This window comes from Kitasatospora sp. NPDC101108 (assembly GCF_055584725.1).
Genome location: NZ_JBVJLM010000035.1, coordinates 1 through 25,205, shown reverse-complemented (window position 1 = coordinate 25,205; position 25,205 = coordinate 1). Strand labels below are relative to the sequence as shown.

21 protein-coding genes and 1 pseudogene are annotated in these 25,205 nt (G+C 74.5%); 12 read left to right on the top strand and 10 right to left on the bottom strand.

The window, feature by feature from the left end; all coding sequences use genetic code 11:
- Positions 1–44: 44 nt before the first annotated feature.
- From ACZ6Z8_RS37310 to mscL, 4 genes are all read right to left on the bottom strand, one after another.
- Complete coding sequence (locus ACZ6Z8_RS37310) at positions 45–2,543, bottom strand: right-handed parallel beta-helix repeat-containing protein (protein ID WP_465614414.1); 2,499 nt, start codon at positions 2,541–2,543, stop codon at positions 45–47.
- Positions 2,544–2,823: 280 nt separating this feature from the next.
- Positions 2,824–3,699, bottom strand: a complete 876-nt coding sequence (locus ACZ6Z8_RS37305; protein WP_465614413.1) for an MOSC domain-containing protein — start codon at positions 3,697–3,699, stop codon at positions 2,824–2,826.
- 250 nt (positions 3,700–3,949) lie between these two features.
- A complete protein-coding gene (locus tag ACZ6Z8_RS37300) occupies positions 3,950–4,747 on the bottom strand; it encodes a DUF6643 family protein (RefSeq protein WP_465614412.1) in 798 nt (265 codons plus the stop codon).
- Between the two features lie 390 nt (positions 4,748–5,137).
- Positions 5,138–5,587, bottom strand: coding sequence for a large conductance mechanosensitive channel protein MscL (gene mscL, locus ACZ6Z8_RS37295; protein ID WP_465614411.1), 450 nt, complete (start codon positions 5,585–5,587; stop codon positions 5,138–5,140).
- Between the two features lie 442 nt (positions 5,588–6,029).
- Here mscL and ACZ6Z8_RS37290 point away from each other — a divergent pair, with 442 nt between their 5' ends.
- The 3 genes from ACZ6Z8_RS37290 to ACZ6Z8_RS37280 all read left to right on the top strand — a co-directional run bounded on the left by ACZ6Z8_RS37290 (position 6,030) and on the right by ACZ6Z8_RS37280 (position 8,981).
- Complete coding sequence (locus ACZ6Z8_RS37290; protein ID WP_465614410.1) at positions 6,030–7,232, top strand: glycosyltransferase family 4 protein; 1,203 nt, start codon at positions 6,030–6,032, stop codon at positions 7,230–7,232.
- A gap of 129 nt (positions 7,233–7,361) precedes the next feature.
- A complete protein-coding gene (locus ACZ6Z8_RS37285) occupies positions 7,362–8,027 on the top strand; it encodes a thiol:disulfide interchange protein DsbA/DsbL (protein WP_465614435.1) in 666 nt (221 codons plus the stop codon).
- Positions 8,028–8,105: 78 nt separating this feature from the next.
- Positions 8,106–8,981: an alpha/beta fold hydrolase gene (locus ACZ6Z8_RS37280; protein ID WP_465614409.1), complete on the top strand. Its 876-nt coding sequence runs from the start codon at positions 8,106–8,108 to the stop codon at positions 8,979–8,981.
- An 18-nt stretch (positions 8,982–8,999) separates the two neighbouring features.
- Here ACZ6Z8_RS37280 and ACZ6Z8_RS37275 read toward each other — a convergent pair whose 3' ends face one another.
- Entirely contained in the window at positions 9,000–9,746 is a 747-nt protein-coding gene (locus ACZ6Z8_RS37275; RefSeq protein WP_465614408.1) for an SAM-dependent methyltransferase, read from the bottom strand.
- 187 nt (positions 9,747–9,933) lie between these two features.
- A complete protein-coding gene (locus tag ACZ6Z8_RS37270; protein ID WP_465614407.1) occupies positions 9,934–11,082 on the bottom strand; it encodes a glycosyltransferase in 1,149 nt (382 codons plus the stop codon).
- 57 nt (positions 11,083–11,139) lie between these two features.
- Here ACZ6Z8_RS37270 and ACZ6Z8_RS37265 point away from each other — a divergent pair, with 57 nt between their 5' ends.
- Positions 11,140–11,910 carry a glutamate racemase gene (locus tag ACZ6Z8_RS37265; protein ID WP_465614406.1) on the top strand — a complete coding sequence of 257 codons (771 nt, stop codon included), beginning with the start codon at positions 11,140–11,142 and terminating at the stop codon, positions 11,908–11,910.
- A gap of 713 nt (positions 11,911–12,623) precedes the next feature.
- Here the strand turns inward: ACZ6Z8_RS37265 and ACZ6Z8_RS37260 are convergent.
- The gene (locus tag ACZ6Z8_RS37260; protein WP_465614405.1) at positions 12,624–13,904 is read right to left on the bottom strand and encodes a polysaccharide deacetylase family protein; all 1,281 of its coding nucleotides are present in this window, start codon (positions 13,902–13,904) and stop codon (positions 12,624–12,626) included.
- A gap of 340 nt (positions 13,905–14,244) precedes the next feature.
- Here ACZ6Z8_RS37260 and ACZ6Z8_RS37255 point away from each other — a divergent pair, with 340 nt between their 5' ends.
- Positions 14,245–14,514, top strand: a complete 270-nt coding sequence (locus ACZ6Z8_RS37255) for a hypothetical protein (RefSeq protein WP_465614404.1) — start codon at positions 14,245–14,247, stop codon at positions 14,512–14,514.
- 223 nt (positions 14,515–14,737) lie between these two features.
- Complete coding sequence (locus tag ACZ6Z8_RS37250; RefSeq protein ID WP_465614403.1) at positions 14,738–15,226, top strand: NUDIX hydrolase; 489 nt, start codon at positions 14,738–14,740, stop codon at positions 15,224–15,226.
- Positions 15,227–15,233: 7 nt separating this feature from the next.
- Here the strand turns inward: ACZ6Z8_RS37250 and ACZ6Z8_RS37245 are convergent, their stop codons facing one another.
- Positions 15,234–15,779: a PTS-dependent dihydroxyacetone kinase phosphotransferase subunit DhaM gene (locus tag ACZ6Z8_RS37245; RefSeq protein ID WP_465614402.1), complete on the bottom strand. Its 546-nt coding sequence runs from the start codon at positions 15,777–15,779 to the stop codon at positions 15,234–15,236.
- Positions 15,780–16,233: 454 nt separating this feature from the next.
- Here ACZ6Z8_RS37245 and ACZ6Z8_RS37240 point away from each other — a divergent pair, with 454 nt between their 5' ends.
- From ACZ6Z8_RS37240 to ACZ6Z8_RS37225, 4 genes are all read left to right on the top strand, one after another.
- Positions 16,234–16,479: a DUF397 domain-containing protein gene (locus tag ACZ6Z8_RS37240; RefSeq protein WP_465614434.1), complete on the top strand. Its 246-nt coding sequence runs from the start codon at positions 16,234–16,236 to the stop codon at positions 16,477–16,479.
- An 810-nt stretch (positions 16,480–17,289) separates the two neighbouring features.
- Positions 17,290–17,784: a hypothetical protein gene (locus ACZ6Z8_RS37235; protein WP_030288620.1), complete on the top strand. Its 495-nt coding sequence runs from the start codon at positions 17,290–17,292 to the stop codon at positions 17,782–17,784.
- A 64-nt stretch (positions 17,785–17,848) separates the two neighbouring features.
- Complete coding sequence (locus tag ACZ6Z8_RS37230) at positions 17,849–17,932, top strand: putative leader peptide (protein ID WP_355211871.1); 84 nt, start codon at positions 17,849–17,851, stop codon at positions 17,930–17,932.
- A gap of 170 nt (positions 17,933–18,102) precedes the next feature.
- The gene (locus tag ACZ6Z8_RS37225) at positions 18,103–19,386 is read left to right on the top strand and encodes an acyl-CoA dehydrogenase family protein (protein ID WP_465614401.1); all 1,284 of its coding nucleotides are present in this window, start codon (positions 18,103–18,105) and stop codon (positions 19,384–19,386) included.
- 112 nt (positions 19,387–19,498) lie between these two features.
- Here the strand turns inward: ACZ6Z8_RS37225 and ACZ6Z8_RS37220 are convergent.
- Positions 19,499–20,558, bottom strand: a pseudogene (locus ACZ6Z8_RS37220) (aminoglycoside phosphotransferase family protein); the annotation flags it as partial.
- A 624-nt stretch (positions 20,559–21,182) separates the two neighbouring features.
- Between ACZ6Z8_RS37220 and ACZ6Z8_RS37215 the strand changes: the two are divergent.
- Positions 21,183–22,664 carry a DNA-binding protein NsdB gene (locus ACZ6Z8_RS37215; protein WP_465614400.1) on the top strand — a complete coding sequence of 494 codons (1,482 nt, stop codon included), beginning with the start codon at positions 21,183–21,185 and terminating at the stop codon, positions 22,662–22,664.
- 133 nt (positions 22,665–22,797) lie between these two features.
- On the opposite strand, the gene ACZ6Z8_RS37210 is transcribed toward ACZ6Z8_RS37215, so the two are convergent.
- On the bottom strand, positions 22,798–23,331 hold the full coding sequence (locus tag ACZ6Z8_RS37210; protein ID WP_465614399.1) for a hypothetical protein: 534 nt from the start codon (positions 23,329–23,331) through the stop codon (positions 22,798–22,800).
- Positions 23,332–23,614: 283 nt separating this feature from the next.
- Here ACZ6Z8_RS37210 and ACZ6Z8_RS37205 point away from each other — a divergent pair, with 283 nt between their 5' ends.
- Positions 23,615–25,114, top strand: coding sequence for a HEAT repeat domain-containing protein (locus tag ACZ6Z8_RS37205; protein ID WP_465614398.1), 1,500 nt, complete (start codon positions 23,615–23,617; stop codon positions 25,112–25,114).
- Positions 25,115–25,205: the final 91 nt, after the last annotated feature.

Genomic DNA, 25,205 nt, shown 5'->3' with positions numbered 1-25,205 from the left:
CCATGCACACCCAACGGCCCGCAGGCGCCGTGGAGTTCCGCCGCCTACGGCAGCGGCACCGCCGGCAGGTCCGCCGGGACCAGCAGCTGGAGCTCCTCCGTGGACGGGTCGGCCAGGGCCGCCACCCGCACCGCGTGGCGCTCGACCATGGTCTCGAAAATCTGCCGCGCGGTGCGCCCGTTGCCGAAGTTGGGGCCGCGCTCCAGCCGGGCGAAGTGCTCCAGCAGCGCGCCCTCGGCCTCCTCGGAGAGCGCGTACTCGTGCTCCGCGCACTGCGCCCGGGCGATCTCCAGCAGCTCGTCCGCCGTGTAGTCGGGAAAGCTGATGGTGCGTGAGAACCGTGACGAGACACCGGGGTTGGCGGAAAGGAAGCGCACCATCTCGGCGGTGTAGCCCGCCACGATGACGACCACCTCGTCCCGGTGGTCCTCCATCAGCTTGACCAGGGTGTCGATCGCCTCGCGCCCGAAGTCCCGTGCGCCGTCCTCGGGCGCGAGCGCGTACGCCTCGTCGATGAAGAGCACCCCGCCGCGCGCCCGGTCGAAGGCGGCGGCGGTGCGGATCGCGGTCGAGCCGATGTGCTCGCCGACGAGGTCGACCCGGGCCACCTCGACCAGGTGCCCGCGCTGGAGCACGCCGAGTGAGGCGAGGATCTCGCCGTACAGCCGGGCGACGGTGGTCTTGCCGGTTCCGGGAGCGCCGGTGAAGACCAGGTGCCGGCGCAGCGAGGGCGCCTTGAGTCCGGCCTGGCGGCGGCGCCGGCCGACCGAGATCAGGTCGATGAGGGTGCGCACCTCCTGCTTCACCGTGGCCAGTCCGACCAGCGCGTCCAGCTCGGCGAGCGCCTCGTCGGCCGGCCGGCAGTTCGGGATGGGCGCGATCGCGGCGGTCGCCGACGCACCCGCCGAAGCCGCTGCAACCGCTGGAGCCGAAGCCGCCGATCCGCCGGAGGATCCGGCCGAGGACAACGGGGCGGCCGTCAACGCGGGCGTGCCGGAGGCCAGTTGTCCGCCCCGCGGGCTCGGCAGGTCCGGCCGCCCGGAGGCCCTCGCGCTCGCAGGTGCGGCCGGTGCCACGTCGTCCGAGGTGCACCCCTCGGCGACCGGTCCCGGTTCGGAGAACTCGAACCCGGCCCGCTCGTTCTGCTCCGCCCGGCACCGGGTGAGCCGGGTGCGGCACCCGTCGATGATGTGGAAGCCGAAGCCCTTGCCGTGCGAGACCCGGCAGTCCTCGAAGGTGCCCCGCCCCTGTGCCGAGACGTAGACCCCGGCGTCGGTGCTCGCCCGTACGGTGCATTCGCGCAGCACCGGGTCGGCGCCCTTGGTGACGATCACCCCGGTGGAGACGTCGGAGATCTCGCAGTCGCTGAGCAGCCCCCCGCTGCCGTGGTCGCGGAACCAGAGCCCGGTCCCGGCTTCCTGTACCCGGCAGGAGGCCAGCGTGACCGTGGCCCCGCCGCTGACCGAGACCGCCGAGCTGCGGATCCGGCTGAACGAGCAGCCCCGGGCGACGGCGGCGGAGTCCCGGTCGAGGACGAACAGCGCGTCCGGCAGGTCGTGCAGCGAGCAGTCGGTGAGGGTGAGCCGGGCGCCGTCGCTGACCCACAGGGCCGGGTACTCGCCGCTGGAGCCGTGGAGTTGGCAGGACTCGGCGACCGCCTCGGTGCCCTGGTCCCAGACCGACAGCGCCCCGCGCCCGAAGTCCCGCACGGTGCTGTTGACCAGGCTGAGCCTGGCGCGCCCGCGCAGGTCGGCGCCGTTCTCCGGCAGGTCGTGCACCCGGCAGCCGGTGAGCACCAGTTCGGCCTCGCCGTCCAGGGTCAGGCCGTTGCCGGTGACCCGGTGGATGTCGCAGTCGACCAGTCGTCCGCCCGCCTGCGCCTCGGCCTGCACGCCGCTGCCGCGGATCTCGTAGATCTCGCAGCCGGTGAGCTCGGCCGCGGTGCCCGGATCGGAGAGCAGCACCCCGGCGCCGGAGGCGTGGTGCACCCGGCAGCGGTCCAGCACGGCGGTCGCCCCGCCGAGGACGGCGAGTCCGGCCTGGCCGGCCGCGGCGACCTCGCAGTCCTCGAAGGCGGCGGCCGTCCCCTCGCCGCGCAGCCGCAGCCCGAGCCCGCCCGGGTTGGCGACCACGCAGCCGCGCAGGGTCGGCCGGGCCCCGCCGCCGATCTCGATCCCGGTGGCGGAGCGGGTCTCGATCCGGCAGCCGCTGAACGCGGGCGTCGCCTGCGGCCCGGTGACCAGGACGGCCGGGGCGGAGCTGTCGCCGCCCTCGACCACCAGGTCCTTCACGGTCGCGGCGGCGGTGACGGTGATCGCCACCCCGGAGGACGGTTCGATCCGGACGGTGCCCGGGCCCTGGGCCGGGACGAGCGTCACCGGCTTGTCCAGCAGCACGTTCTCCCGGAAGGTGCCCGGCCGGACGGTCACGGTGTCGCCCGGCTCGGCGGCCGCCAGGGCCTCCGCGAGCGTGTCGTACTCGCCCGCGCGGCGACGCCAGCGGGATGCGCTGTCCTGGGTGACCCGGACCCTGTGCTCAGCCATGACGGTCTGTCGTCCCCACCTTCGTCGTGCCGGCGATCAACGGGCCGTGGGCGCGGGGGTGCGCGGGCCGTCCGCCCACCGTAGCGCGCCCCGGCGGGTGGTCCGTCCGGTCGTTCCGGCCCGCCCGGACGGCCGGCCCGGTGGCCCGCCGCCGCGCGGACACCGGGGGAGCCCACCGCGGCCACAGGTTCCGACCACTTGTTTCAACGAGCGCGCACAGCCGGAGTTCCGTACCGGCGGGCGGGACGCGGAACCGCCCCCAAGGGGGCGCGGCGGCGGCTCAGCGCCCGTCGGCCGGCCAGTGCGCCCCGTCCTCCAGCACCTGGACGTCGTCGTCGAGGCGCAGCGTGCCGAGGACATCGCCCTCGACGCCGGCCGGCCGCTCGGGGATCAGGTTCTGCCCGAACGCGGCCTTGCGCATCAGCTTGTGGTGCCGGGCCAGGGTGCGCAGCGGCTCGGGTCCGCGCCGCTCGCCGCTCTCCTGGTCGGTGGTGGTGACCACGCAGCGGCCGCAGGGCTTGACCACCTTGAAGGTGAGCGCGCCGATCCGGATCCGGCGCCAGCCGTCCTCGGCCCAGGGCTCGGAGCCGCCGACCACCACGTTGGGGCGGAAGCGCTCCATCGGCAGGGTCTCGTGGCCGTCCGGGTGCTCGGCGGCGATCAGCTCGTTGAGCCGGTCCAGCGAGGCGGTGGTGGTGAGCAGCAGCGGGAAGCCGTCGGCCATCGAGACGGTGTCGCCGGGCTCGCCGTACTCGGGGTCGACGGGCCGGGCGCGCGGGTCGTCGAGGTGCACCAGGCGGTAGTCGCCGAGGTGTTCGCCGATCCACACGTGCGCTTCCTTGGCGGCCTCGACCGCGCGGAATCGGGTACCCCAGACCTCGACCTCGGCGACCGGGTCCCCGGTGGTGGCGGCGGGGGCGGCGACCTCGATCCGGGAGCCGTCGGGGGCGGTCAGCACGAGGGTGCCGTCGGCCAGCGGGCGGACCCGGATCTGTCCGAGGGCGGCGTTCTCGCGCTGGCTGACGAAGCGTCCGGTGGCGTCGGCGAGCATCCAGCGGCGGTCTCCGGCCAGACCCCAGGGGTGGACCGCGGCGTTGTCAGGGCTCAGGCGGTACATCGACTTGACGGGGTAGACGTGGAGTCCGGTGAGGTGCATCCCCCCATCCTGCCAGCAGCGGTGCGGCCGGACGCACGGCCCCGGGGGCCGCTCGGGCAACCGCGGGCCCTCGGCGGTCGCGGCGTCTCCGGGACCCGGTACGCGCACGGACCGCCCGGTACGCCGTGGGGGCGTTCCGGGCGGTCCGTGGATGACCCGTTTCTCCGTTCGCCCGGCGTTCGGGGGCCGCCGGGTGGTGCTCAGGTGGTGCGGGTGCGGGCCGGTGGGGTCGGCCCCTGGGCGGCAGTGCTCAGTAGCCCTGGCCCTGCGGCTGGTAGCCGCCCTGCTGGAAGCCGCCGGGCTCGCTGTACGGGCCCGGGCGCTGCGGCTGCATCGGGCGGACCGGCGCGACCGGTGCCATGGCCGGGCGCAGCTGGGCACCGCCGAAGCCCTGGTCGCCGCCCTGGCCCTGGAAGCCGGGGCCGGCCGGGTTCGGACCGCCGAAGGACTGCTGGCCGCCGAAGCTCTGCGGACCGCCCTGCGGGAGGCCGCCGGGCTGGCCCTGGCCGAAACCGGCCGGTCCGCCGGTCGGCTGCGCGCCGAAGGTCTGCTGGCCGCCCTGGCCGATGAAGGTGTTCTGGCCGCCGAAGCTCTGGCCGCCGGTCGGCTGGTAGCCGCCGCTGGCGGTCTGGGCGAAGGTCGGTGCGGCGGGCTGCGGCCGCTGGTACGGCTGGGGGGCGCCGTAACCGGGGACGGGCGGCTGCGGGGCGGAGGCGTACGCCGGCGCGGACTGCGCCGGGATGTATGCCGTGGCCGGGCCGGCGGAGGGACCGCTGCTCGGGCCGGGGCCCAGGGCGAGGCGGGCGGGCGGCAGCGCGGGGAGGTTGCTGCCGGCGTTCTCGTACCCGTTGCCGTACCGGTTGTCGTAGGACGGGCCGAGGCCGGATCCGTAACCGGAGGACAGTGCCGGCGGCAGGGCGGCCGGCACGTTGATGGGCGCGATCTGGGGGACGCCGCGCTCAGCCACGAGGCTGTCGTAGATCGGCGTGCCGGAGGAGAAGGACGGAGAGGGGTAGCCGACTCCGTCGTAGGAGCGGGGCGAGGTCATGGGGCATACGGTAAGCCCACAATGCGCCTGCTGAGGAGAGCGGGAGGGGGAGCAGTTCGAGTGTTTACACAGTCTTCGCTCGCACAAAGGTTTCGAAAGTAGTAAGAACGGACATACCGGCGCTCAGTTCCGGACAACTCTGGCACCCCGTCAGTGATCGAACAGCATCCGGACGCGGCGGCCGGGAGGCCTTGCGGTGACCGGCCGGCGGGTGCCCGGGGTCCATGGAGAAACTTTTGCGGACGGGGCGTGCGCCCGGCGCATTCGAGCCCCCGGCGACGGTGCGACGGGGGCTCGTGAATGTTTCGGGAATAAGTTCCCCGTCAGCGCCCGGAGCGGGCGATCCGGACGCGCTCGAACCGGAGCGCCGCGCGGACCGCCGTCGGGGCGTCAGTGCGACTGCAGCGCCTGCGACTGGGCGGGCAGGCCGGGCCGGGGGGCGACCTCGGTGGTGCAGAACGAGCAGCGGGTCGCGGCCGCCGGGATCGAGCTCAGGCACTCCGGGCAGTCCACCTTGGCGGCCGGCGCGGGCTTGGACTTCTCGAAGCGCTCCTGCAGCTTGCCGACCGGCACCACCACGGCGAAGTAGATGACCGCGCTGACCAGCACGAACCCGATCGCGGCGTTGACGAACAGGCCGTAAGGGAACTTGGTGCCGCCCACCTCGAAGGTCTTCTGGGTGAAGTCGCCGACCGCACCGGTGGCGACCCCGACCAGCGGGGTGAGGAAGGCGCTGACGAACCCGGTGACGACGGCGGTGAAGGCCGCGCCGATCACGATGCCGACCGCGAGGTCCACCACGTTTCCGCGCAGCAGGAAGCTGCGGAATCCCTTGAACACCGGGTGACTCCAAATCCGAACGGGGAAGGGGGAGATGGGGCGGCGAGGGGCGCCCCGGCCGGACATCCTGCCGAGCGGCCGGGGCCGAGGTCCAACCCGCGTTCACCCGATCCGCGTAACCGGCCGAGGGTGTGGGCCGTTCCCCCGCCCCGGCCCGTACCGATGCGCCCGGGCGCCGGGCGGGCCCTCCGCGTACCGCTCCATCGGCGTCGCGCGGCTCGTTCCCCACCCGATGGTGTGAGCCGGTACTTGGCGCGGCGTACGGGGGAGCGGAGGGCAGCACCGCGGAGCGGCGGGGGCGAGAGGGGGCGCACGACGGTCGCAACCGGCGCACGACGGCGGGTCTTCAGCGCGCACCGGGTGTACGGCCGCCGGCGTGCGGGCCACCGCCAGGTTGCGCGAAGGGGCTGTACCGGGCAGAGCGCTGTGCCAAGGTCGGTCCATGCCCGACCACACGGCGGCCGATTCGGCCGGAGCCCGCCCGCGTGTCCTGCACCTGATCAGCGACGAACGCCGGGGCGGCGCCCAGAACTTCGCCCGTGACCTCCACCGGGAACTGCGCCGCCGGGGCCAGGCCTCCGCGCTGTGCGCCCTCGCCCCGCACCCGGCCGTGCCACCCGCGCGGCCGGGTGCGGCCGCGTCGGGGGTGTGCACCGCGGGGACGGCCGTTCCCGGGACCTGCGGCGAGGGGTGCCCCGACAGCACCCGGCCGCGCGCCGCCGCCGTCCTCGGCCCCGGCCGCCTTCGCCCCGGCACCCTGCTGGCGCTGCGCTCCGCCGCCCGCGCCGCCGACGTCGTGCTCGCCCACGGCTCCGACACCCTGGCCGCCTGCGCCGTCGCCCTGGCCGGAACCCGCACCCCCTTCGTCTACGTCTCCGTCGGCCACCCCCGCTACTGGACCGCCAACCGGCTGCGCAGACTGCGCGGCGGCGCACTGATGCACCGCGCCGCCGCCGTCACCACGCTCACCGACGAGGCGCGCGAGGTGCTGGAGGAGCAGTTCGGGCTGCCCGAGGGCAAGGTCCGGGTGATCCCCAACTCCCGTGCCGCCGAGAGCTATCCGCCCGCCGACGGCCGGGCCGCCCGGCGCGCCGCCCGGCACGCCCTGGGCCTCCCCGCGGACGTCCTGCTGGTCGCCTGGATCGGCGCGATATCACCCGAGAAGCGGCTCGACCTCGCCCTCGACGTGCTCGACCGGCTGCCCGACGTCCGGATGGCCGTCGCCGGGGAGGGCCCGCTGCTGGAGGCACTGGCCCGCCACCCGGCCGCCGCCCGCGCCCACTTCCTCGGCCCGCTGCCCGACCCGGCGCCGCTCTACCGGGCCGCCGACGCGCTGCTGCTCACCAGCGACAGCGAGGGCGTGCCCGGCGCGCTGATCGAGGCGGCCCTGGCCGGGGTGCCGGCCGTGGCCACCGACGTCGGCTGGGTGCGCGAGGTGGTCCGGGACGGTGCCACCGGGGCGCTGGTCGCGCCGGGCGACCCGCTGGCGCTGGCCGAGGCGCTGGGCAAGGTGCTGGCCTGCAACCGCGCGGGCCTCGGCGCGGCCGCCCGGGCGCACGCGCTGGAGCACTTCGAGCTGGGCGCGGTGGTGGACGACTGGCAGCGGCTGGTCGCCGAGGTGTGGACGGCCGATCCCGCGAGCTGACGGGCCCTGCCCGGCCCGATCCGGATGATGCGCCCTGGAGTTGCGCCGTTCGGGTGAACCCGGGCCCGCCGTCCCGCCGCGACTCGTCGGTAACGGGCCGTCACCAGCAAACTGCCCGGTGTGAAATCGATGTCGCTGCTGCGGTCCACCGTCCTGCTCGTCGTTGCCGCCGGGATCGCCGCATCCCCCGTCCAGGCCGGTGCGGTCTCCCATCAACCCCCCTCCGAGGGGGCCCAGTTCGTCCGGCTCGATCAGCCGCAGCCGGTGCGTGAGAGCGCCCGCACCGAGGCCGTCGAGTTCTTCTGGTACGACTGCGTCCACTCCCAGGCGCTGGAGCAGCCGCTGCGGGCCTGGGCCGAGAAGCACCGGGACGACGTCGAGCTGCATCGGGTGCCGGCGATCTGGCAGGGCGGCCCGGACGAGGGCGTGCAGCGCGCCCACGCGCGCCTGTACTACACCCTGGAGCGCCTGGGCCTGGTCGAGCAGCTGCAGACCAGTGCCTTCCGCTCGATCCACACCGACCGGGCCGACCTCACCACCGAGGCCGCCGCCACCGACTGGGCGGTGCGCCACGGCGTCGACGCCGTGCGCTTCGGCACCGCCTACCGCTCCGCCGAGGTCGCGCGGTCGGTGGACGACGCGGCCGCCCAGTTCGTCCGCTACGGCATCAACGAGCTGCCGACGGTGGTCGTCCAGGGCGAGTACCGCACCTCGCCGACCAAGGCCGGCGGCGTCGAGGGGATGCCCGAAGTGCTGGACTACCTGGTGCAGCGGGAGCAGCTGCAGAAGCAGTGAGCTCCAGCGGTGGATGACGGAGGGTCAGCTCGCTCGAAGCCCCTTGCCTAACCATTCAGATGCTGTTTAATGGTTAGCATGAGCGAGCTGACGATCCCGCACGTCCACCACCGCCACGTCGACCTCGACGGCCTGCGCGTCTTCTACCGCGAAACCGGCCCGGCCGACGCCCCCGTCCTCCTGCTGCTGCACGGCTTCCCCTCCGCCTCGCACCAGTACGCCCGGCTGCTCGACGCCCTCGGCACCCGCTACCGGCTGATAGCCCCCGACTACCCCGGCTTCGGCCACAGCGACAGCCCCGCGCCCGACGCCTTCCCGTACCGCTTCGACACCCTCACCGACGTGATCGAGCGCTTCTGCCTCGCCCTCGGCCTGGACCGCTTCGCGCTGTACGTCTTCGACTTCGGCGCACCCGTCGGCCTGCGCCTGGCCACCCGCCGGCCGGAGTGGATCACCGGCCTGGTGGTCCAGAACGGCAACGCCTACGAAGAGGGACTCTCCGACCAGGCAAGGGAGTTCATCGCCCAGCGGCGCGGCGTCCCCGGCGCCGAGCAGGCCGCCCGGTCGATCCTCACCCTGGACGTCACCCGCAGCCAGTACGAGGGCGGCACCGGCGACCCCAGTCTGGTCGCCCCCGACGGCTGGACCCTCGACCAGCACTTCCTCGACCTGCCCGGCCGCAAGGACATCCAGGTCGAACTGGCCCTCGACTACTTCTCCAACGTCGAGCTCTACCCGGACTGGCAGGACTGGCTGCGCGCCCACCAGCCGCCCACGCTGGTGGTCTGGGGCCGGAACGACCCCTTCTTCACCGAGGCCGGAGCCCGCGCCTACCTGCGCGACCTGCCCGGGGCCGAACTGCACGTCTTCGACACCGGGCACTTCGCACTGGAGGAGAAGCTGCCCGAAATCGCCCCGCTGATCGACGACTTCCTCGCGCGGACGCAGAAGTAGCGGCTCGCGTCCAGGAGTTCAGCCGCGGCGCAGCAGGTAGGTGACGAAGCCGAGCGTTCCCCGGTAGCCGTGCAGCCATTCGGCGCGGTGGCGGTCCGCGGCCTCGCGGGCGGCCGCCGCGTCGGGGTGGTCCGGGTGGTCCAGCGCCCACCCGGCCAGCGAACCCGTCCAGGAGAACTCGTAGTCGTCCCACTCCCGTGCCGTGCTGACGTGCCCGTACACCGGCGTCCAACCGTCCGCGAGCACCCGGTCGGTGGTGGTCGCCAGGTCCGCGAAATCCTCCGGGACGGCGCCGAGCCCGTCCAGCGCGGCCCGGGACGGCTCGCGCTCCCAGAAACCCTCGCCGACCAGCAACCGCCCGCCCGGGGCCAGCAGTTCGCGGGCCGCCGCGAGCGTGGGCAGCAGCCCGCCGAAGGCGTGGGTGGCGCCCACGCAGAGCACCAGGTCGAAGGGCTCCCGGTCGGTGAACTCCCGGGCGTCCCGGTGGTGCAGGCCGATTCGGCGCTCCACACCGAGCGCGGTCGCCGCCTCCCGGGCCCGGGTCAGCGCCGCCGGGTCCACGTCCACCCCCACCGCCCGCCAGCCCGGCCGCGCGGCCAGCGCCCGCAGCAGCCAGGCACCCTCGCCACAGCCGAGATCGAGCACCCGGCCGGCCTCCTGCCCGGCCAGCGCGCGGTCCAGCAACCGGGCCACCGACCCGTCCGACATCGGCGCCGCGATCGGGTGGTGGGCATGGGCGAGCCGGGAGATCCGCTGACGGTCCATCCGAAAAGTATGGATCGGACCGGCCCGGCGCGCCCGCGGTTTCCGGTGTCCGCCCGTGCCTCGCCCTGCCCGGGTCATGCCTTATCGGGCCCGCCCGTGCCTTGTCCCCGCCCGTGCCTTGTTCCTGCCCGGGTCGCGCGCCTTCGTGCCCGCGTAAGTGCCCGGTCGTTCCTCTTCGGGCCCGCGGTCACGCCCCGGAGTACGTCCGGCCCTTCCAGGCGGCGCCCCGGCCGCGCCAGTGCTGCACCGCCGAGTCCACCGTCATCAGCAGGTACAGCGAAGCCGTGAACGGCAGCAGCAGCACGGCCGCGGCCGGCTGCCCGTAGTACCGGACCATCGGCAGGTAGGTGGCCGCCATCAGCGCCCAGGCCGCCCCGCCCACCACCGCCACCGGTGGCGCCCCCGCCACCAGCCCGGCCACCACCGCCACCGGCGGCACCAGGTACACCAGCGCCAGTCCCAGCACCGTCCCGAGCAGCAGCAACGGCGAGTGCCGCAACTGCGCGTACGCGCTGCGCGACACCATCCGCCACAACTGCTCCAGCCGCGGGTACGGGCGGACGCTGTCCACCTCCCCGGCCAGCCCCAGCCAGGTCCGCCCGCCCGAGGACTTCACCGCCCGGGCCAGCGACACGTCGTCGATCACCGCCCCCCGGATCGCCGCCACCCCGCCCACACGCTCCAGCGCCTCCCGCCGCACCAGCGAGCAGCCGCCCGCCGCGGCCGCCGTCCGGGAACCGGGCCGGTTGCTCCGGCGGAAGGGGTATAGCTGGGCGAAGAAGTACACGAACGCCGGAACGATCAGCCTCTCCCAGCCGGTCTCCACCCGCAGCCGGGCCATCTGCGACACCAGGTCCAGCCCGTTGCTCTCTGCCGCGGCCACCAGCTCGGCCAGCGAATCCGGGCCGTGCGCGATGTCCGCGTCCGTCAGCAGCAGGTACTCGGCGTCCGGACCGGCCAGCTCCACCCCGTGCCGCAGCGCCCACAGCTTGCCCGTCCAGCCCGGCGGCAGCGGGGGAGGCGTGGTGACGGTCAGCTCCAGCCCGTCGATCGTCCGCAGCGCCGCGGCCAGCGCCCCGGTACCGTCCGAACTGTGGTCGTCCACCAGGACCACCCGCGCCCGCCCCGGGTACTTCTGCGCCAGCAGCGTCGGCAGGCTCACCGGCAGCACCGCCGCCTCGTCCCGGGCCGGCACCACGATCACCGCCTGCGGCCACCGCACCGGCGGCCGACGCGGCGGCAGCCGCACGTCGGTGCGCCAGAACGAACCGTGGCAGCACGCCAGCCAGAGCCAGACCAGCAGGGAGAACGCGGCGATCCACAGCAGGACGGTCACCCCGGCAGTCTGCCGCAGAACCGGCCGGCACGGGGGGATCGACTAAAGTCTTGCCCCGTGAAGATCGCACTGATGGACTCCGGAATCGGCCTGCTGGCCGCCGCCGCCGCCGTTCGGAAGCTGCGCCCGGACGCCGATCTGGTGCTCTCCTCCAACCCGGCCTCGATGCCGTGGGGACCGCGCACCCCCGAAGAGATCACCGAACTGGCCCTCGGCTGCTGCCGAGCCGCCGCGGCGTACGAACCCGACGCTCTGGTGATCGCCTGCAACACGGCCTCGGTCCACGCGCTCGCCGCCCTGCGCGCCGAGCTGGAGCCCGGCCTGCCCGTCATCGGCACCGTCCCGGCGATCAAGCCCGCCGCCGCCCTCGGCGGCCGCGTCGCCATCTGGGCCACCCCGGCCACCACCGGCAGCGACTACCAGCGCGGGCTGATCCGCGACTTCGGCGGCACCGCCGACATCACCGAGGTCGCCTGCCCGGGCCTCGCGGACGCCATCGAACACGGCGACGAAGACGCCATCACCGCGGCCGTCGCCGACGCCGCCGCCCGCACCCCGCACGGCACCGACGTCCTCGTCCTCGGCTGCACCCACTACGAACTCGTCGACGACCGCATCCGCGCCGCCGTCGCCCCCACCGCCTCCCCGGCGCTCACCTTCCTCGGCTCCGCCGACGCCGTCGCCGCCCAGGCCCTCCGCCGCGTCGCCGACCCCACCCGCACCGGCTCCGGCACTCTCACCGTCCTCCACGCCGGCCTGCCCACCACCCTCCCCACCACCGCCACCCTCTACCCCCAGGGCCTCACCCTCGCCCCCGTCACCGCCTGACCCCACCCCGACCCGACCAGGCCGACGTGCCGTGCACGCAGGCCGACCACCGGAACCTCGCAGCGCCTGGACGACACGACCGCCCGCCGCCCACGAGCCACGGGCCCGGCGTCGGTTCGACGCCGGAAGTCGACCACGTCGACTCCTCGCGCAACACGAGCGACGAGTGGACCGTGCAGGGCCTCGGCGGCTGGGGCCGCCGCCCTTCCCGGCCCCAGCCGGGACAGCCCCGTTCGGGCAGGAGTCGACGGCCCTCCACCTGCCCCCGGCCGGCCTCCCTGTCCGCCGCCGCCCACCCGAGCCACGGTCCGGCGCCCGACGCGGGCCCTGTACAGGGAACCGACCACACCGACTACGCCGGCAGGGTCAACGGGCCGGCTTCTCGTGTGGTGGGGGCGACAGCCAGGACGGCCGGAACGCGCGTTCGATACTGGCCGCCGACGGGCCCGGCCCCGGTGATGCGTGGGGGTCGGGCCGACTTCTCGTGAGGCTTGGGCGAAAGCCGCGGACGGGTGGGGCACGTGTGGGGGAGCCCGCTGGGGGCCCGGCGCGGAAAGGCTGGGCCGACTGCCCGTGCGGGAAGTGGCTGGATCAGGTGCCCGAGTGGTGCCGGGCGGGCATGGCGTGTGCCTGGTGGGCAGTGCGCCGGCGTGCGGGAATGGCTTGAACGGGACGGCGCTGTGCGGGGGTGGCCCCGCACAGCGCCGTCGAGGTCAGGCGACTCCTTGGCGGCGCCAGCGGCGATAGGCGGGTTCGAGGCCGGACAGGATGGTGTCGAAGCGGCGGATGCTGGTGGTGGAGTCGACCTGGAGGCGGCTGATCTGGAGGGGGTGGGTGGGGAGTCGGGGGCCGAGGCGGTGGTCGGAGAGGAAGCCGAGGCGGTAGCCGAGTTCCTGCAGAACGGTTTCGGCACGGGGGTCGTGGCCACCGTCGGGGTAGGCGAAGGCCGTCGGGGGTTCGCCGAGCCAGGCGGTGAGGGCTTCGTGGGCGCCGGTGATCTCGGTGCGAACGGTGGCGTCGTCGCAGCGGCCGAGGCAGGGGTGCCCCTGGGTGTGGTTGCCGATGGCGACGCCGCCGTCCCGCAGGGCGAGCAGGTCGGCGGGGCTGAGCTGTTCCTGGCGCGGCGGCCGTCGGTCGGCGCTGACCCGCAGTTCGTGCAGGCTGCGGCGCCGGTCCGGGTCGGGCATGGCCTTGAGCCGCGGGAGCAGCTGGGAGGGGTGGCCGCAGTCGAGTGAGCGGGCGCGGCCACCGTGGCGGGCGAGGAAGTCGGCCTCGTGCCACCAGAAGGGGCGCTCGGTGCCGATGAGTTCGGAGATGACGAAGGCGGTGGCGGGGATGCCACGCGCGTCGAGGGCGGGCAGGGCGTGGGTGAGGACGCTCCGGTCGGCGTCGTCGAAGGTGACCAGGACGCTGCGCGGCGGCAGCGGCCGCCGCTCGGTGACGGCCTGGAGGACGGCGTCGAGCGAGACCGGGGTGGCGAGTCGCCGCAGTCGGTCGAGCTGGGCGCCGAAGGAGCGGTGGTCGGTGACCCCGTGGTAGGCGAGGACGGCGAGTCGCTGGGCGGCCCGGGCCCGGAACAGCGGCTGTACGGGGGCGAACCGCAGCCATTCGCCCCGTGCGTCCTGCTGTTCCGTCTTGGTCCGCTTCGCGTCGGCGTTCCCCGCGCCGACGTCCGGAGCGTCGGCGTTCCCGGTGCCGACGCTCCTCGTACCAGCGCTCCTCGTGTCGATGCTCCCCGCGTCGACGGGTCTCGCGCCGAGGCGCCTCCCGTCGAGGAGCGTCGTGTCGAGTCGCTTGGTGTCGTGTCGTTTGGTGTCGAGGCGTTTGGCATCGAGGCGCGTGGTCTCGAAGCGCTTCGCCTCGACGGCCGGTCGGGGTCGGCCGGCGCCGTGGTGGTCGGACGCGCAACCGGTGGGCGGTGGCAGTGCCCGCATGCCGGGCGCGGGCCTGGCGCGGGCCGGGGAGGTCGATGAGGTGGACTGGGTCTGCGGCAACGGTTCCCCCTTGGTCGCCGAGCGGCGTGGCGGTACCGCCGGAGGACGGAGCCCGGCCTCCGGCTCCAGGGAGCGGCGGCTCCGCCCCCTGGGTATTCCGGTTCTCGGTGGGGGGTTCTCACCCGTCCCGTGAACGGCTCCTGGATCACTCGATGCCATTGAGACCGCTGCATCGGACGGATGGTTGTACCGCGATGACGAGGATTTTTCGTGGACTGATTGTGGAGCATGCACACGCTTCCGCAGGCCTCCGGAACTCCCCGAGGGCGGTCGCGCGCGGTGCCCGGGGGCTCACTCCGTGCGGGCTGCCTACCCGGCCCGCCCGGGGTACCTTGGGCTCATGGCAGATGCGGACCGTGATCCTTTCCACCTGCACGGCGCGACCCGATGGGGCCGCGCGTGCAGCGGTGGAGCCCTGGTCACCCACCGGATCCCGCTGGCCGTGGCGGGTGTGGCCTGCCTCGTGCTGGGCATCGTCGTGGCCGTGATCGTTCCGGACAGTGACGGCCCGGCGTGGGCGATGGCGGTGGCCGGCTGCCTGGCGGCCGGGGTGCTGCTGCTCGGCCGGATCGTCTTCGGGGTGCTCCGGCGACGGGGCGCCACGCTTTGACGGCGTCCCGACAAATTCACGGGGTCACTCCATCGGCCCGTCCCGGCGTGATTGATCAACAGATCGAGTGAAATTGGTCAGAACGACCGAATTTCATCTCATCCGACAATCACGCGCTCTCTTCTTTCACCATTTTCGGACAACGGCTTCATTCCCCTCTTCGAACCTCTCCCGTGAATGCCTCCCGGAGGGAGCGGCCGGCCGCCTCGGTAGGCTGCGCCGCATGGCGATTCCCCCCTTCCTCCTCGAACTCCGCTCCCTCGTGGGCAACCGTCCGCTCTGGCTGAGTGCCGTCTGCGCCGTCGTCGTGGACGACCGGGAGCGGGTGCTGCTCGCCCGCCGGGCCGACGACGGCCGGTGGGCGTCGGTCGGCGGCATCCTCGATCCCGGCGAGCAGCCGGCCGACGGCGTGGTGCGCGAGTGCCTGGAGGAGACCGGGGTGGAGGTCGTGCCCGAGCTGCTCGCCTCGGTGACCGTCACCCAGCCGGTCACCTACCCGAACGGCGACGTGACGCAGTACCTGGTGCTGACCTTCCGCTGCCGGGCGGTCGGCGGCGAGGCCCGGGTGAACGACGACGAGTCGCTGGAGGTGGGCTGGTTCGCCCTGGACGAGCTGCCGCCGATGCTCGACTTCGAGCACGAGCGGCTGCGCCACGCGCTGGGGTGCAGCGGCCCGGCGGTCTTCACCTGGGCGGGCAAGGAGCTCCCGTAGGGCCCGTTCAGCCCTTCTGCTGCCGGTAGGCCTCCTCCGCCGCGTCCAGCACGGCCGCCAGGTCCCCGCCCGCGGTGGCGGTCGCGGCGGCGGCGACCGCGCCCTCCACGAAGGGGGCGTTCGCGAAGCGCACCGGGAACGGCAGGCCGTGCTCGTCGGCCTCGGAGAGCAGGGCCCGTACGGTGGTGACCGCTCCGCCGAGGTCGGCGAGCACCACCACGCCGTGGCCCTGGTCGACCCGTCGGGTGGCGGCGGCCACCAGCACCGCGCTGATGCCCGGCCCGTCGGCGGGGTCGCCGCCCGTCGCGGCGACCGGGGCGGGGGAGTCGGATCCGGTCAGAGTGAGCGCCAGGGAGCGTACGGCGGTGGCCAGTTCCTGGCTGTGCGAGACCAGGACGATCCCGACCCGGCCGTGCACGGCGGTCCGGGCCGGGGTGGGCCGGGGCAGCGGGGTGGCCGAGGGCGGGGTGCGGGGCGCCGGCGGGTGGGCCGAGGGGGCGTCGGAGATGGGGATGACGTCGGCGCGGGTGCGGGTGCCGTCCCGGCGGCTCATCGGCTGCTCCCTAGGGCGGGGTCGTGGGTGGGGTCGTGGGCGGGTCGTGAACGGGTCAGGAGCGGCTCAGGAACGGGTCCTGGGCGGGTCGTGGGTGGACCGTCGGCGAACCGCCGACGACGTGCGGGACGGCCCGGGCCGCCCAGGAGTGTCCGGGGCGACGGCGCGGCGACGGCACGGCGACGGTCCGGGCCCGTACGGCACCGCCGACCGGACCCCTGCCCGGCGGGCGGCTCCGTACGCGTCCTGGCAGCACTCTGGCAGCTGCCCGGGGCCCCGCCGGTCGGGACACGCCCCACCGCGCCCCGACCGCTGCTCCGCCGGCCCTCCTTCCCCGCCCGGCGGAGACCTCGTCAACCCGCTGACCGGGGCCGGGGGGTGTGGCTAGGCTGATCGTGGAACGCCGTCGGGAGGAGATCGGTCAGTGGCAGTGAACAGCGGGACGGACACCGGGGTGAACACCGGTGCGGCCGGGGCGGAGCCGGAGCTCGCGCCGAACGGGAAGCCGAAGGTGGACTTCACCGGGGCCGAGTGGCTGTGCAGCAGCCAGGGGGTCGGGGACGTCCAGATCGCGTTCGTGGACGGGTACATCGGGATGCGGGACGGCCGCCAGGAGGACGGGCCGGTCCTGGTCTTCACCCCGGCCGAGTGGCGGGCCTTCGTGCTCGGTGCCCGCGACGGCGAGTTCGACCTCACCTGAGCCGGTCCCCCCTGTGCCGGCTCCACCTGAGCCGGCACAGCCGCGGAGCGGTCCGAGCTGCGGGAACACGTGCAGCGTCCGGGCCGCTCCGCGAGTGGTTCCGGGTGGGTCCCGCGGCGGGCTCGGGCGCTGATTCCGGTACCGAACACCACAACTGATGATCTATTGAGCGTGCCCCGTCAGAATTTCTGTTGACTGTTAGACAAACGCAGCTCAGAGTATGAGCACAGGCAGACGCCGTGCCCACCGCCCCCACGCGGCCAGACACGGCGCCTGCTGTGCGACCCGGCAGCACTGCCAGGCCGTACCTCCCAGTCATCCCCTGCGCACCGGGGTGCGTCGGCCGGTCCCGGCCCACGAGGGGCCGGCAGTCGCCGGGAGGCTGGCGCCGAAGCCGAGAGCGACTCGGACAACGGCACCTTTTGCTCGGGACCCGCACGCCCCCACGCGGCGGCGTCCCGAGCAGATCCACGGGAGCGACGGGCCGGGGCCCCGCGGATCTGGCTCTTGTTGCACGGAACTGCAGTGGAACTGTTGGCTTGTGTGTTTGTGCTGTGTGCGACGACGAAGCTGGCTGCTCGGCGGTTCGGCACGACAAGTGCACAGTGAGGGATACGCGTGTAGGGCCGCGTTGCGACGTGCCGTCCCCCCGGAGGGTGAACCCCAGAACGGCTGTCGTGCTGAACCGAACGTAGCCCGGACGGTTGCTCAGAGTCAACATTGGTCTCTGAGCGTCGACCTACCGCCCGTTCCCCGTCGCGGTCCCACCCGCCTCGCGAGTGTGGTGTGCCGGACACGTACGATGTTCCCATGTCTTTTCTCCGCCGTCGCTCCGGACAGCCCGCCGGCCCGGACTTCGACGTGCTCGCGATGGACCCGGGCGACTGGCCCGGCGACTTCGGTGCGGCCATGATGACCGGCCCGGACGGCTCCTGCCAGGGCATTTTCCTGCGCTACGACCTGTTCGGCGGCAGAGGCCCGGCGATGTTCATCGGCAACCTCCCCGAGGGCTCGCCCGCCCGGGAGACCGGCGACGAGGTGCCCTTCGAGGTGCGGCAGCTGCTCGCGGCGCTGGAGAACGACGAGCCGGTCGAGTTCGTCTCGGCCGAGGACTTCCCGGTCATGCTCGGGGATGACCTGCTGATCGTGAAGAAGGTCAAGGTCAGCGAGGAACGCGTGTTCTGCGCCCAGTTCGGCCGCAGCGACGGCGTGCTGGTCACCATCGCGTCCTGGGACCGACCGATTTCGGACGACCTGTATCAGCTGCTGAAGCCGCTTCCGGCCGACATGTTCCAGCAGGGCTGACCGGGCCGCCCGGCGCTCGGACGCTGCTTGACGGTATCGATCACCGGTTCGTACAGTCGCGGACATGCCGTGCCGTCTCCCGCTGTTGACCCGCCGCAGGCATCTGGACCTGCGCCGGACCGCCAGCGCGGTCTGTCCGGGCCGCTGAGGGGGGATTCCGCCCCCGTGGCGGCGGGCGGCCGACCGGACCGGGTCGGCGCCGATATCCCGGGGGAGGGTCGGGTTCCTGCCTCCGGGGCCGCCGGCCGGTTCCGCGCGCCCGTACGGCGTGCCGCCCGCACTCGCTGAGCCACGCTGCCGCCCGGAGGCACCAGCCCCATGACGCCCATCGCCGCCGACGATCGTTCACCGAACGATCGCCCTCGAACCGAATCGTCGGATTCCGGCCACCCCGCGCCGTCCGCGCGGTCGAAGGCGCCCACCAGAACGACCGCGCCCGCGCCCGCGCCCGACCGCGCCGCGATCGAGACCGCACTGGCCGGCCTGCCCCGGGTGGTCGACCTGCTCGCCGCCCGCGCCGAGGAGCACGACCGCGACGCCACCTTCCCGTACCAGGGCATCGAGGCCGTCCACGAGGCCGGACTGCTCACCCTGACCGTCTCCCCGCGGTACGGCGGACCGGGCGGCACGCTCGCCGACACCGTCCGGGTGCTGGCCCAACTCGGCCGCGGCGACGCCTCGGTGGCCGTGGTCACCGCGTTCACCCTGCTCCAGCACGCCGAGCAGGCCCGCCGCGCCGACTGGCCTGCGGCCGGCTACCGGCGGCTGCTCACCGAGTCCCGCCGCGGGCCCGCGCTGGTCAACACCCTCCGGGTGGAGCCCGGCGGTCGACCGGACGCGCTGCCCGGGACGGTGGCCCGGCGGGACGACGCCGGCTGGCTGCTGACCGGCCGGAAGACGTACTGCACCGGTGCCGAGGCGCTGGCCTGGATGGCCGTCACCGCGCGGACCGACGAACCCGAGCCCAGGGTCGGGACGTTCCTGGTCCGCGGCGAGAGCGAGGGCCTGGAGATCGACCCGACCTGGGACCAGCTCGGCCTGCGGGCCAGCGCCAGCCACGACGTGGTGCTCGACCGGGTGCGGGTCCCGGTCGAACTCGCGCTCGGACTGCGCACGCCCGGCCGGGAGGACGGGGCGGAGGCCGAACTCACCCGCGCCTGGCAGGACCTGGCGCTCGCCGCGGTGGCGATCGGGGTCGCCCGGGCCGCCGAGGGCTGGCTGGTCCGTTTCCTGAACCAGCGCACTCCGGCCAACCTGACCGAACCGCTCGGCACCCTGCCGCGCTACCGCTGCGCCCTCGGCGAGATCGAGGCCCAGCTGATCGGCGCCGAGGAACTGGTCCACGGCCTGGCGCCTCGGGTCGACCGGGGCGAGCCGGACGCCGTGGCCCGGACCGGGCCCGCCCAGCTGCTGGCCACCCGGGCCGCCACGGCGGCCGTCCAGCAGGCCGTCGCGCTCACCGGCAACCCGGGGCTGAGCCGGCGTCACCCGCTGGAGCGCTACCTGCGGGACGTGCTCAGCAGCCGGGTGCACCTGGCGCCCGAGGAGGCCGTCCTGGACGCCGCCGGCCGGGCCGCCCTGGAACGCGGCGCCCGGCCGTAGCGCCCCGTGGTCCAACTGGCCCGGCGGGCCCGGCGGTTCGGCCGGATCCGACCGCCGGGCCCCGCCGTTCAAGCAATGTCCAACCACGGTTCAACCACTGTTCAACCGCTGTTCAGCGCGTGCCGACCGCCGCCCGGACCGCGCGGCGGGCCAGCGCGGCGTCGTCGTAGAGCCGGCGGATCATGATCCGCTGCTCCTCACCGGCGCCCGGCACGTCGTACAGCCGGATCTCCCGCATCAGCACCAGCACCAGGTTCACCAGGAACGCGTCCCGGGCCATCGTGCCGCCGTTCTGGGCGAGTTGGCTGATCTGGCGGCGGGCAGCGGTGTCGCCGGACAGGACGCTCCACAGCACCGCCAGGTCGTAGCCCGGCAGGTACCAGCCGGCCTGCTCCCAGTCGACCAGCACCGGGCCGGACGGCGCCAGCAGCATGTTGCTGAGCAGCGCGTCGCCGTGGCACAGCTGCAGCGGGGTCTGGCCCAGGCCGTGCAGCAGGCCGCGCAGGTCGCCGGCGTCCCGGTCGGTGAGCTGGCCCACCGAGTGGTAGCGGGCGATCTCCAACTGGTAGTCCAGGCGCGGCTGGAAGACGTCGCTCGGCGGCCGCCAGAGGTTCAGCGTCCGGACGGCGCCGAGCAGCGCCCGCACCTCGCCCGGGGTGGGCGCGTTGACCGGGTGGCGCTCCCGGGCGGCCGGGCGCCCGGGAACGCGCTCCATGACGAGCACGCACCGGTCGTGGTCGGCCGCGACCAGCCGGGGCAGCCGCACCGGCGGGCGGTGCCGGACGAACGCCCGGTACACCGCGACCTCGTGGTGGAAGTCGGCCACCAGCTGCTCGAAGTACTCACTCCGCACCGCCTGCGGCGCCAGGCACTTGGCGACCACCGGAGCCCGCCCGATGGTGCCCGCCACCAGGATGTGGCGGCTGCCCTCGCGCAGGACCTGGCGCGGGGTGAACGCGGGACATATCCGCGCGACACTGCCCAGCGCGGCCCGCACCGCCGGGGTCTGGAGCGCCGACGGATCGATCCGCTCCGGTCCGAGCGGCTGGCCGGGCCGCCGGGCCCGGAGCACCTGACCGTCGGCCTGCCGGGCCAGCGGGAGGCGGTGGCCGACCGGCGGGGCGGCCTCGGGGGCGCGCAGCCCCAGCGCCGTACGGCCGACCGGGACCCGGGCGTCCGTGGACCGGCCCTCGGTGCCGCGCGGAGCGACCGGACGGCTCGCCGGGGGCACCTGCTTGGGCCCGGGACGGCCGGCGGCTGCGTTGGGGGGGCGCAGCGCGGTGCGGGTCGCGGTCGGCGTGGGGGTCGTCGCTGAGGAGTACATGGGCTGGGGGTGGTCCCTTCCGGTCCGTCGGCGGGTGCGCCCCGCGGGGGCGGGGAGGGCCGCCGCCGGGTGCTTCCTGGCACGGCGGCGGCCCTGCTGCGGTCGGTGGGTGGAGCGCGGGCGCCGGGCACGGACGCGGGGTCGGGAACCCCTGTTCGACAGTGCTCCGGCCGTCCGCACCCTGGGGAATGCGGTCGGCCGGACTGCCGTGGCCGTGCCCGGCGCCCCCGCGCCACCCGGCCGCGCCACCCCCTCGGGTGAGGACCGGGAGCGTCCCGTGCCACGGTCGGGGGACTGCCCCGGCCCTGATGGGACGCCGCCCGACCCGAGGGGCGAGGTGGCGCACCCCTACAACACACCCGTCGGGCACTGGCTTAGTAGTCTGGCGGGCCCTGGCGAACGGTGGCGAATGCTCGCCTGGCACTTGCCGGAGCCTCTAGCCTCGAAGTGCCGAGGAACCTGGGGGCTTCATTTGAGCAGGGAACCCAACACCCGACTCGCCGATCTGTTCGTCCTGACCGGATGGTCCAAGGGCGAGTTGGCGCGGCTGGTCAACCGTCGCGGTGCCGCGCTGGGGCAGCAGCAGCTGTCCACCGACACGTCGAGGGTACGGCGGTGGATCGAGCAGGGGGAGATCCCGCGCGATCCGGTGCCGAGGGTGCTGGCAGCCGTGTTCACGGAGCGGCTCGGCCGTGTCGTCACCACTGAGGACCTCGGTCTGGAACGACACCGGCCCACCAGGTCCGGAGCGGAGCCCTCCGCAGCAGCGCCGTGGTCGCCGGATCGAACAGCCGCGGTCCTCACCGAGTTCACGGGAATGGACCTCATGCTGAACCGACGTGGATTGGTGGGCGCCGGAGCCGCGCTCACGACCGGGGCGGTCATCGCCGACTCGCTGAAGGGCTGGCTGGGCGGGGACGCGGTGGCGTACGCGGCCTCCGTGCCCGGGCCCCGCCAGGTGGTCACCGGGGGCGGCGCCCGTCCGGTGGTGGACGTGTACGACGCGGGCCCGGTCGGGCTCGACGAGGTGGAGTCGCTGGAGCGCTCGGTGCAGGTGTTCCGGGCCTGGGACGCCGCTCGCGGCGGCGGGCTCCAGCGCAAGGCGGTGGTCGGTCAACTCAACGAGGTGGGCGGTCTGTTGACCCACCGCCACGCACCGGCGGTGGAGCAGCGGTTGTGGCTGGTCGCGGCCAACCTGGCGGTGCTGGCCGGCTGGATGTCGCACGACGTGGGCCTGGAGCCCACCGCCCAGCGGTACTTCATGATCGCGGCCGAGGCGGCCAAGGAGGCCGGCGACCGGCCGCGGGCCGGCGAGGCGATCTCCCGGGCCGCCCGGCAGATGGTGCACCTGGGCCGGGCCGACGACGCGATCGACCTGATGTCGGCGGCCAAGGCGGGCGGTGGTCTGCTGCTGCCCAGGACCCGGGCGATGTTCAACACCGTCGAGGCCTGGGCGCACGCCTCGATCGGGCACTCCCAGGACACCTACCGGCTGCTCGGCGAGGCGGAGGACCTGTTCACCGAGGAGTCGCCGGAGCCGGCGCCGTCCTGGATGCAGGTCTTCGACGAGGCCGAACTGCGCGGCATGCAGGGGCTGGTGCTGCGCACCCTGGCCGAGCACGACGAGGCGGCCGCCCCCCGGGCCCGGCGGCACGCGGAGCGGGTGATCGCCCTGCGCGAGGGCACCGGGCAGCTGCGCTCGGCGCTGTTCGACCGGATCACCCTGGCCTCGGTGCAGTGGATCACCGGGGAGCCGGACGCGGCGGCGTTCCAGGCCAAGATGGTGATGAACCTGATCGGCCAGAACTCCTCGCACCGGACCTGGGACCGGCTGCGCGAGATGTACCGGCTGACCGCGCGGTACCGGGGACTGCCGGTGGTGGACGAGCTGCGGGCGGAGCTCGGCCGGGAGCTGCGGGCGGCGGACGCCAAGAACCGGCCGCGGCCGTCGTGAGACGGGCGGCCGGCGCGGCGCCGGTCGGGGACCAGTCGGGGGTTCAGGACCAGGCTGGGGTTCAGGACCAGGCTGGGGTTCAGGGCCAGCCCGGGGTTCGGGACCGGCCCGGGGTTCGGGACCGGCCTGAAGCTCAGGCCGACGGGGCCGGCCGGAGCAGCATGCGCAGCGCGGTGACGGTGCCGTCCGTGCCGAGCACGGGTTCGCCCGCGCACTCCACGCTGTCGTGCCGTCCGCCGGGGCGGCGGACCCGCAGGGTGCCGGCGGCCGGACGGCCGTGCACCAGGGCGTCGGTCATCATCCGGCGCAGCAGCGGCCGGTCCGCCTCGGGGAGGCGGTCGGGCAGCCGGTCGAGGCTGAGCGGGCCGTGGCCCGGGTCGCAGCCGAGGAGGAGGTAGGTCTCCGCGTTCCAGCGGACGCCGTCGGTCAGCAGGTCCCACTCCGCCGAGCCGATGACCGGCTTGTCGTCGCGGTCGCGGCGGCCGGGGTGACCGTCGCTGTCGAGGGAGGGGCCGGACGGCCCCTGCGTCGTGCCGTCCACTCCGCCCTCCGTTCCGCTGTCGGACCCGCCGGCGGAGTCGTCGGCGGTGCCTTCCGGGTCGCCCGCCGGGGCGCCGTCCACCGTGGCGGTGTCCGGCGGGCGGGCGGCGCCCAAGGGCATGTTCATGGCGGGTCCATCGCTCGGTGCGACCCCCGTGCGGGTCGTCGGGTGGTGAGAAGACTGTCGCACAGCGTCCACGCCGGTGTGGGCGATTTGGACATAACGCAGGCAAAATTCCCCTGGCATATGCCACTGTGGCAGTGGCCTTCGTCGCCCTGTGTGCGGAAGGGGGTCCGAGGCGGTAACCTTCGGTGATTCCGGCGCCCGGGCGCCCACCGCAGTACCGACCAGAGACCCCGGCGACGGAAATCCCGTTGCCACTACGACCGCCGCAACGGATGCTGACCTCATGTTCGAGCCAGTGATAGCACCTAGTGCCAGCCTCCTAGGCCTCCTCCAGCGAGGCCGCGGTGACGGGCAGCTCCACGCGCTGGCCGCCGACCGTGCCGAGGCCATCGCCGCGCTGGAGGAGTGCGTCACCAGGGATCCGCGGGCCGACTGGCAGGTCGAGAGCCGCTCCCTCTACTACGCCCGCCTCTACATGGAGCTGGAGGCCCCCCTCGACGGCATCGAGGACCACCTCCACTCCGCCGAGGACCTCGTCAGTGACGACGAGAGCCGCACCGGCCTCGCCCTCTCCGTCCTGGGCCACCTCGCCGCGTACGGCCGGCGCGACGCGCTGCTGATGCTGCGCGAGTACGCCGCCACCGGTGCCAACTGGGCCTGGGCCCTGGACGAGCTCGCCCTGCGCGACGACGACCGGGGCCTGCTGCTGCTCGGCACCGCCGTGCTGGACCGCTTCGCACCGGGCCCCGAGGGCGACGCCGAGCTGCGCGAGTTCATCCGCAACGCCTACGAGCCCCGGCCCTGGCGGCTGTGGGCGGCCTACCACCCGAGAGTGGCCGCGGCCAGCGAGCAGTCACCCTTCGATCTCTGGCAGCGCCAGCTGAACCGCAGCGGCGTCACCCCGGGCTGGTCCACCGCCGACGTGCTGGCCTGGGCCGACCAGGGGCAGCTGGGCGACCTCGGGGCCGGGGCGTTCCTGGGCCGCCCCGAGCCGGTGCGCGTCGACGAGGACCCTTCCGGTCCGGACGCCGTCGACCGCCGCGCCGCCGCGGCCGCCCGCTGTCTGACCGCCGTCGTCCGGCCCGAGGACCGTCCCGTCCTGCTGGAGGCCGCCCGCGACGGCCTGCCCGGCGCCCGGCGGGCCGCCCTGCGCTACCTGGTCGACCAACGCGACCCGGCCGCCCTCGAACTGATCGAGGCCGCCGCAGCTGATGTGGACGACCGGGTCGTCCGGGCAGCACTGGAGCTGCTCGGACGGATGCGCGGCCCCGAGGTGCTGGCCCAGGCCCGCCGCTGGGCGGACCCGGCCAGCGGGGGAGCCGACAGCGCGCTCGGTGAGACGGCCGTCCGCCTGCTCGCCGACGCCGGGGAACCGGCCGACGCGCCGCTGGTGGTCGCCGGACTGCGCCGCTGGGTCTCCGTGCGCGGGGTCAGCGGTACCGGCCTGGGATCGCTGGTCGACGGCGCGGGGCGGCTGGCCGCCGCCGACGCCGTCCCGGTCCTGCGCCACATCTACGGGGAGGCCGCCTCCTCCGAGCTGCGCGGTCGCGCCGCCCGGGCGCTCGCCGCGACCGATGTGCACTTCCCCGAGGGGCCCGCCGTCGAGTGCCTCTGGGACTGCGAGGAGTCCACGCGCGAGCTCGCCGCGCGCCACGTCGCCACCACGGGCGACGCGCGTGTGCTGGAGCGGCTGCGTAGGCTCGCCGCCGACCCGGCCGAGGAGGCCGAGGTCCACGCCGCCGTCCGCGGCCGATTGACCGCCGCCCGGGAGTTCGGGCGCTAGACGAGTAGTTCCGAAGTCGGTCAGTGGTCGTAGGCGATCAGTGAGCGGGTCACGGGCTGGCCTGTGGTCCGGTTGTGCCAGATCGCGCAGG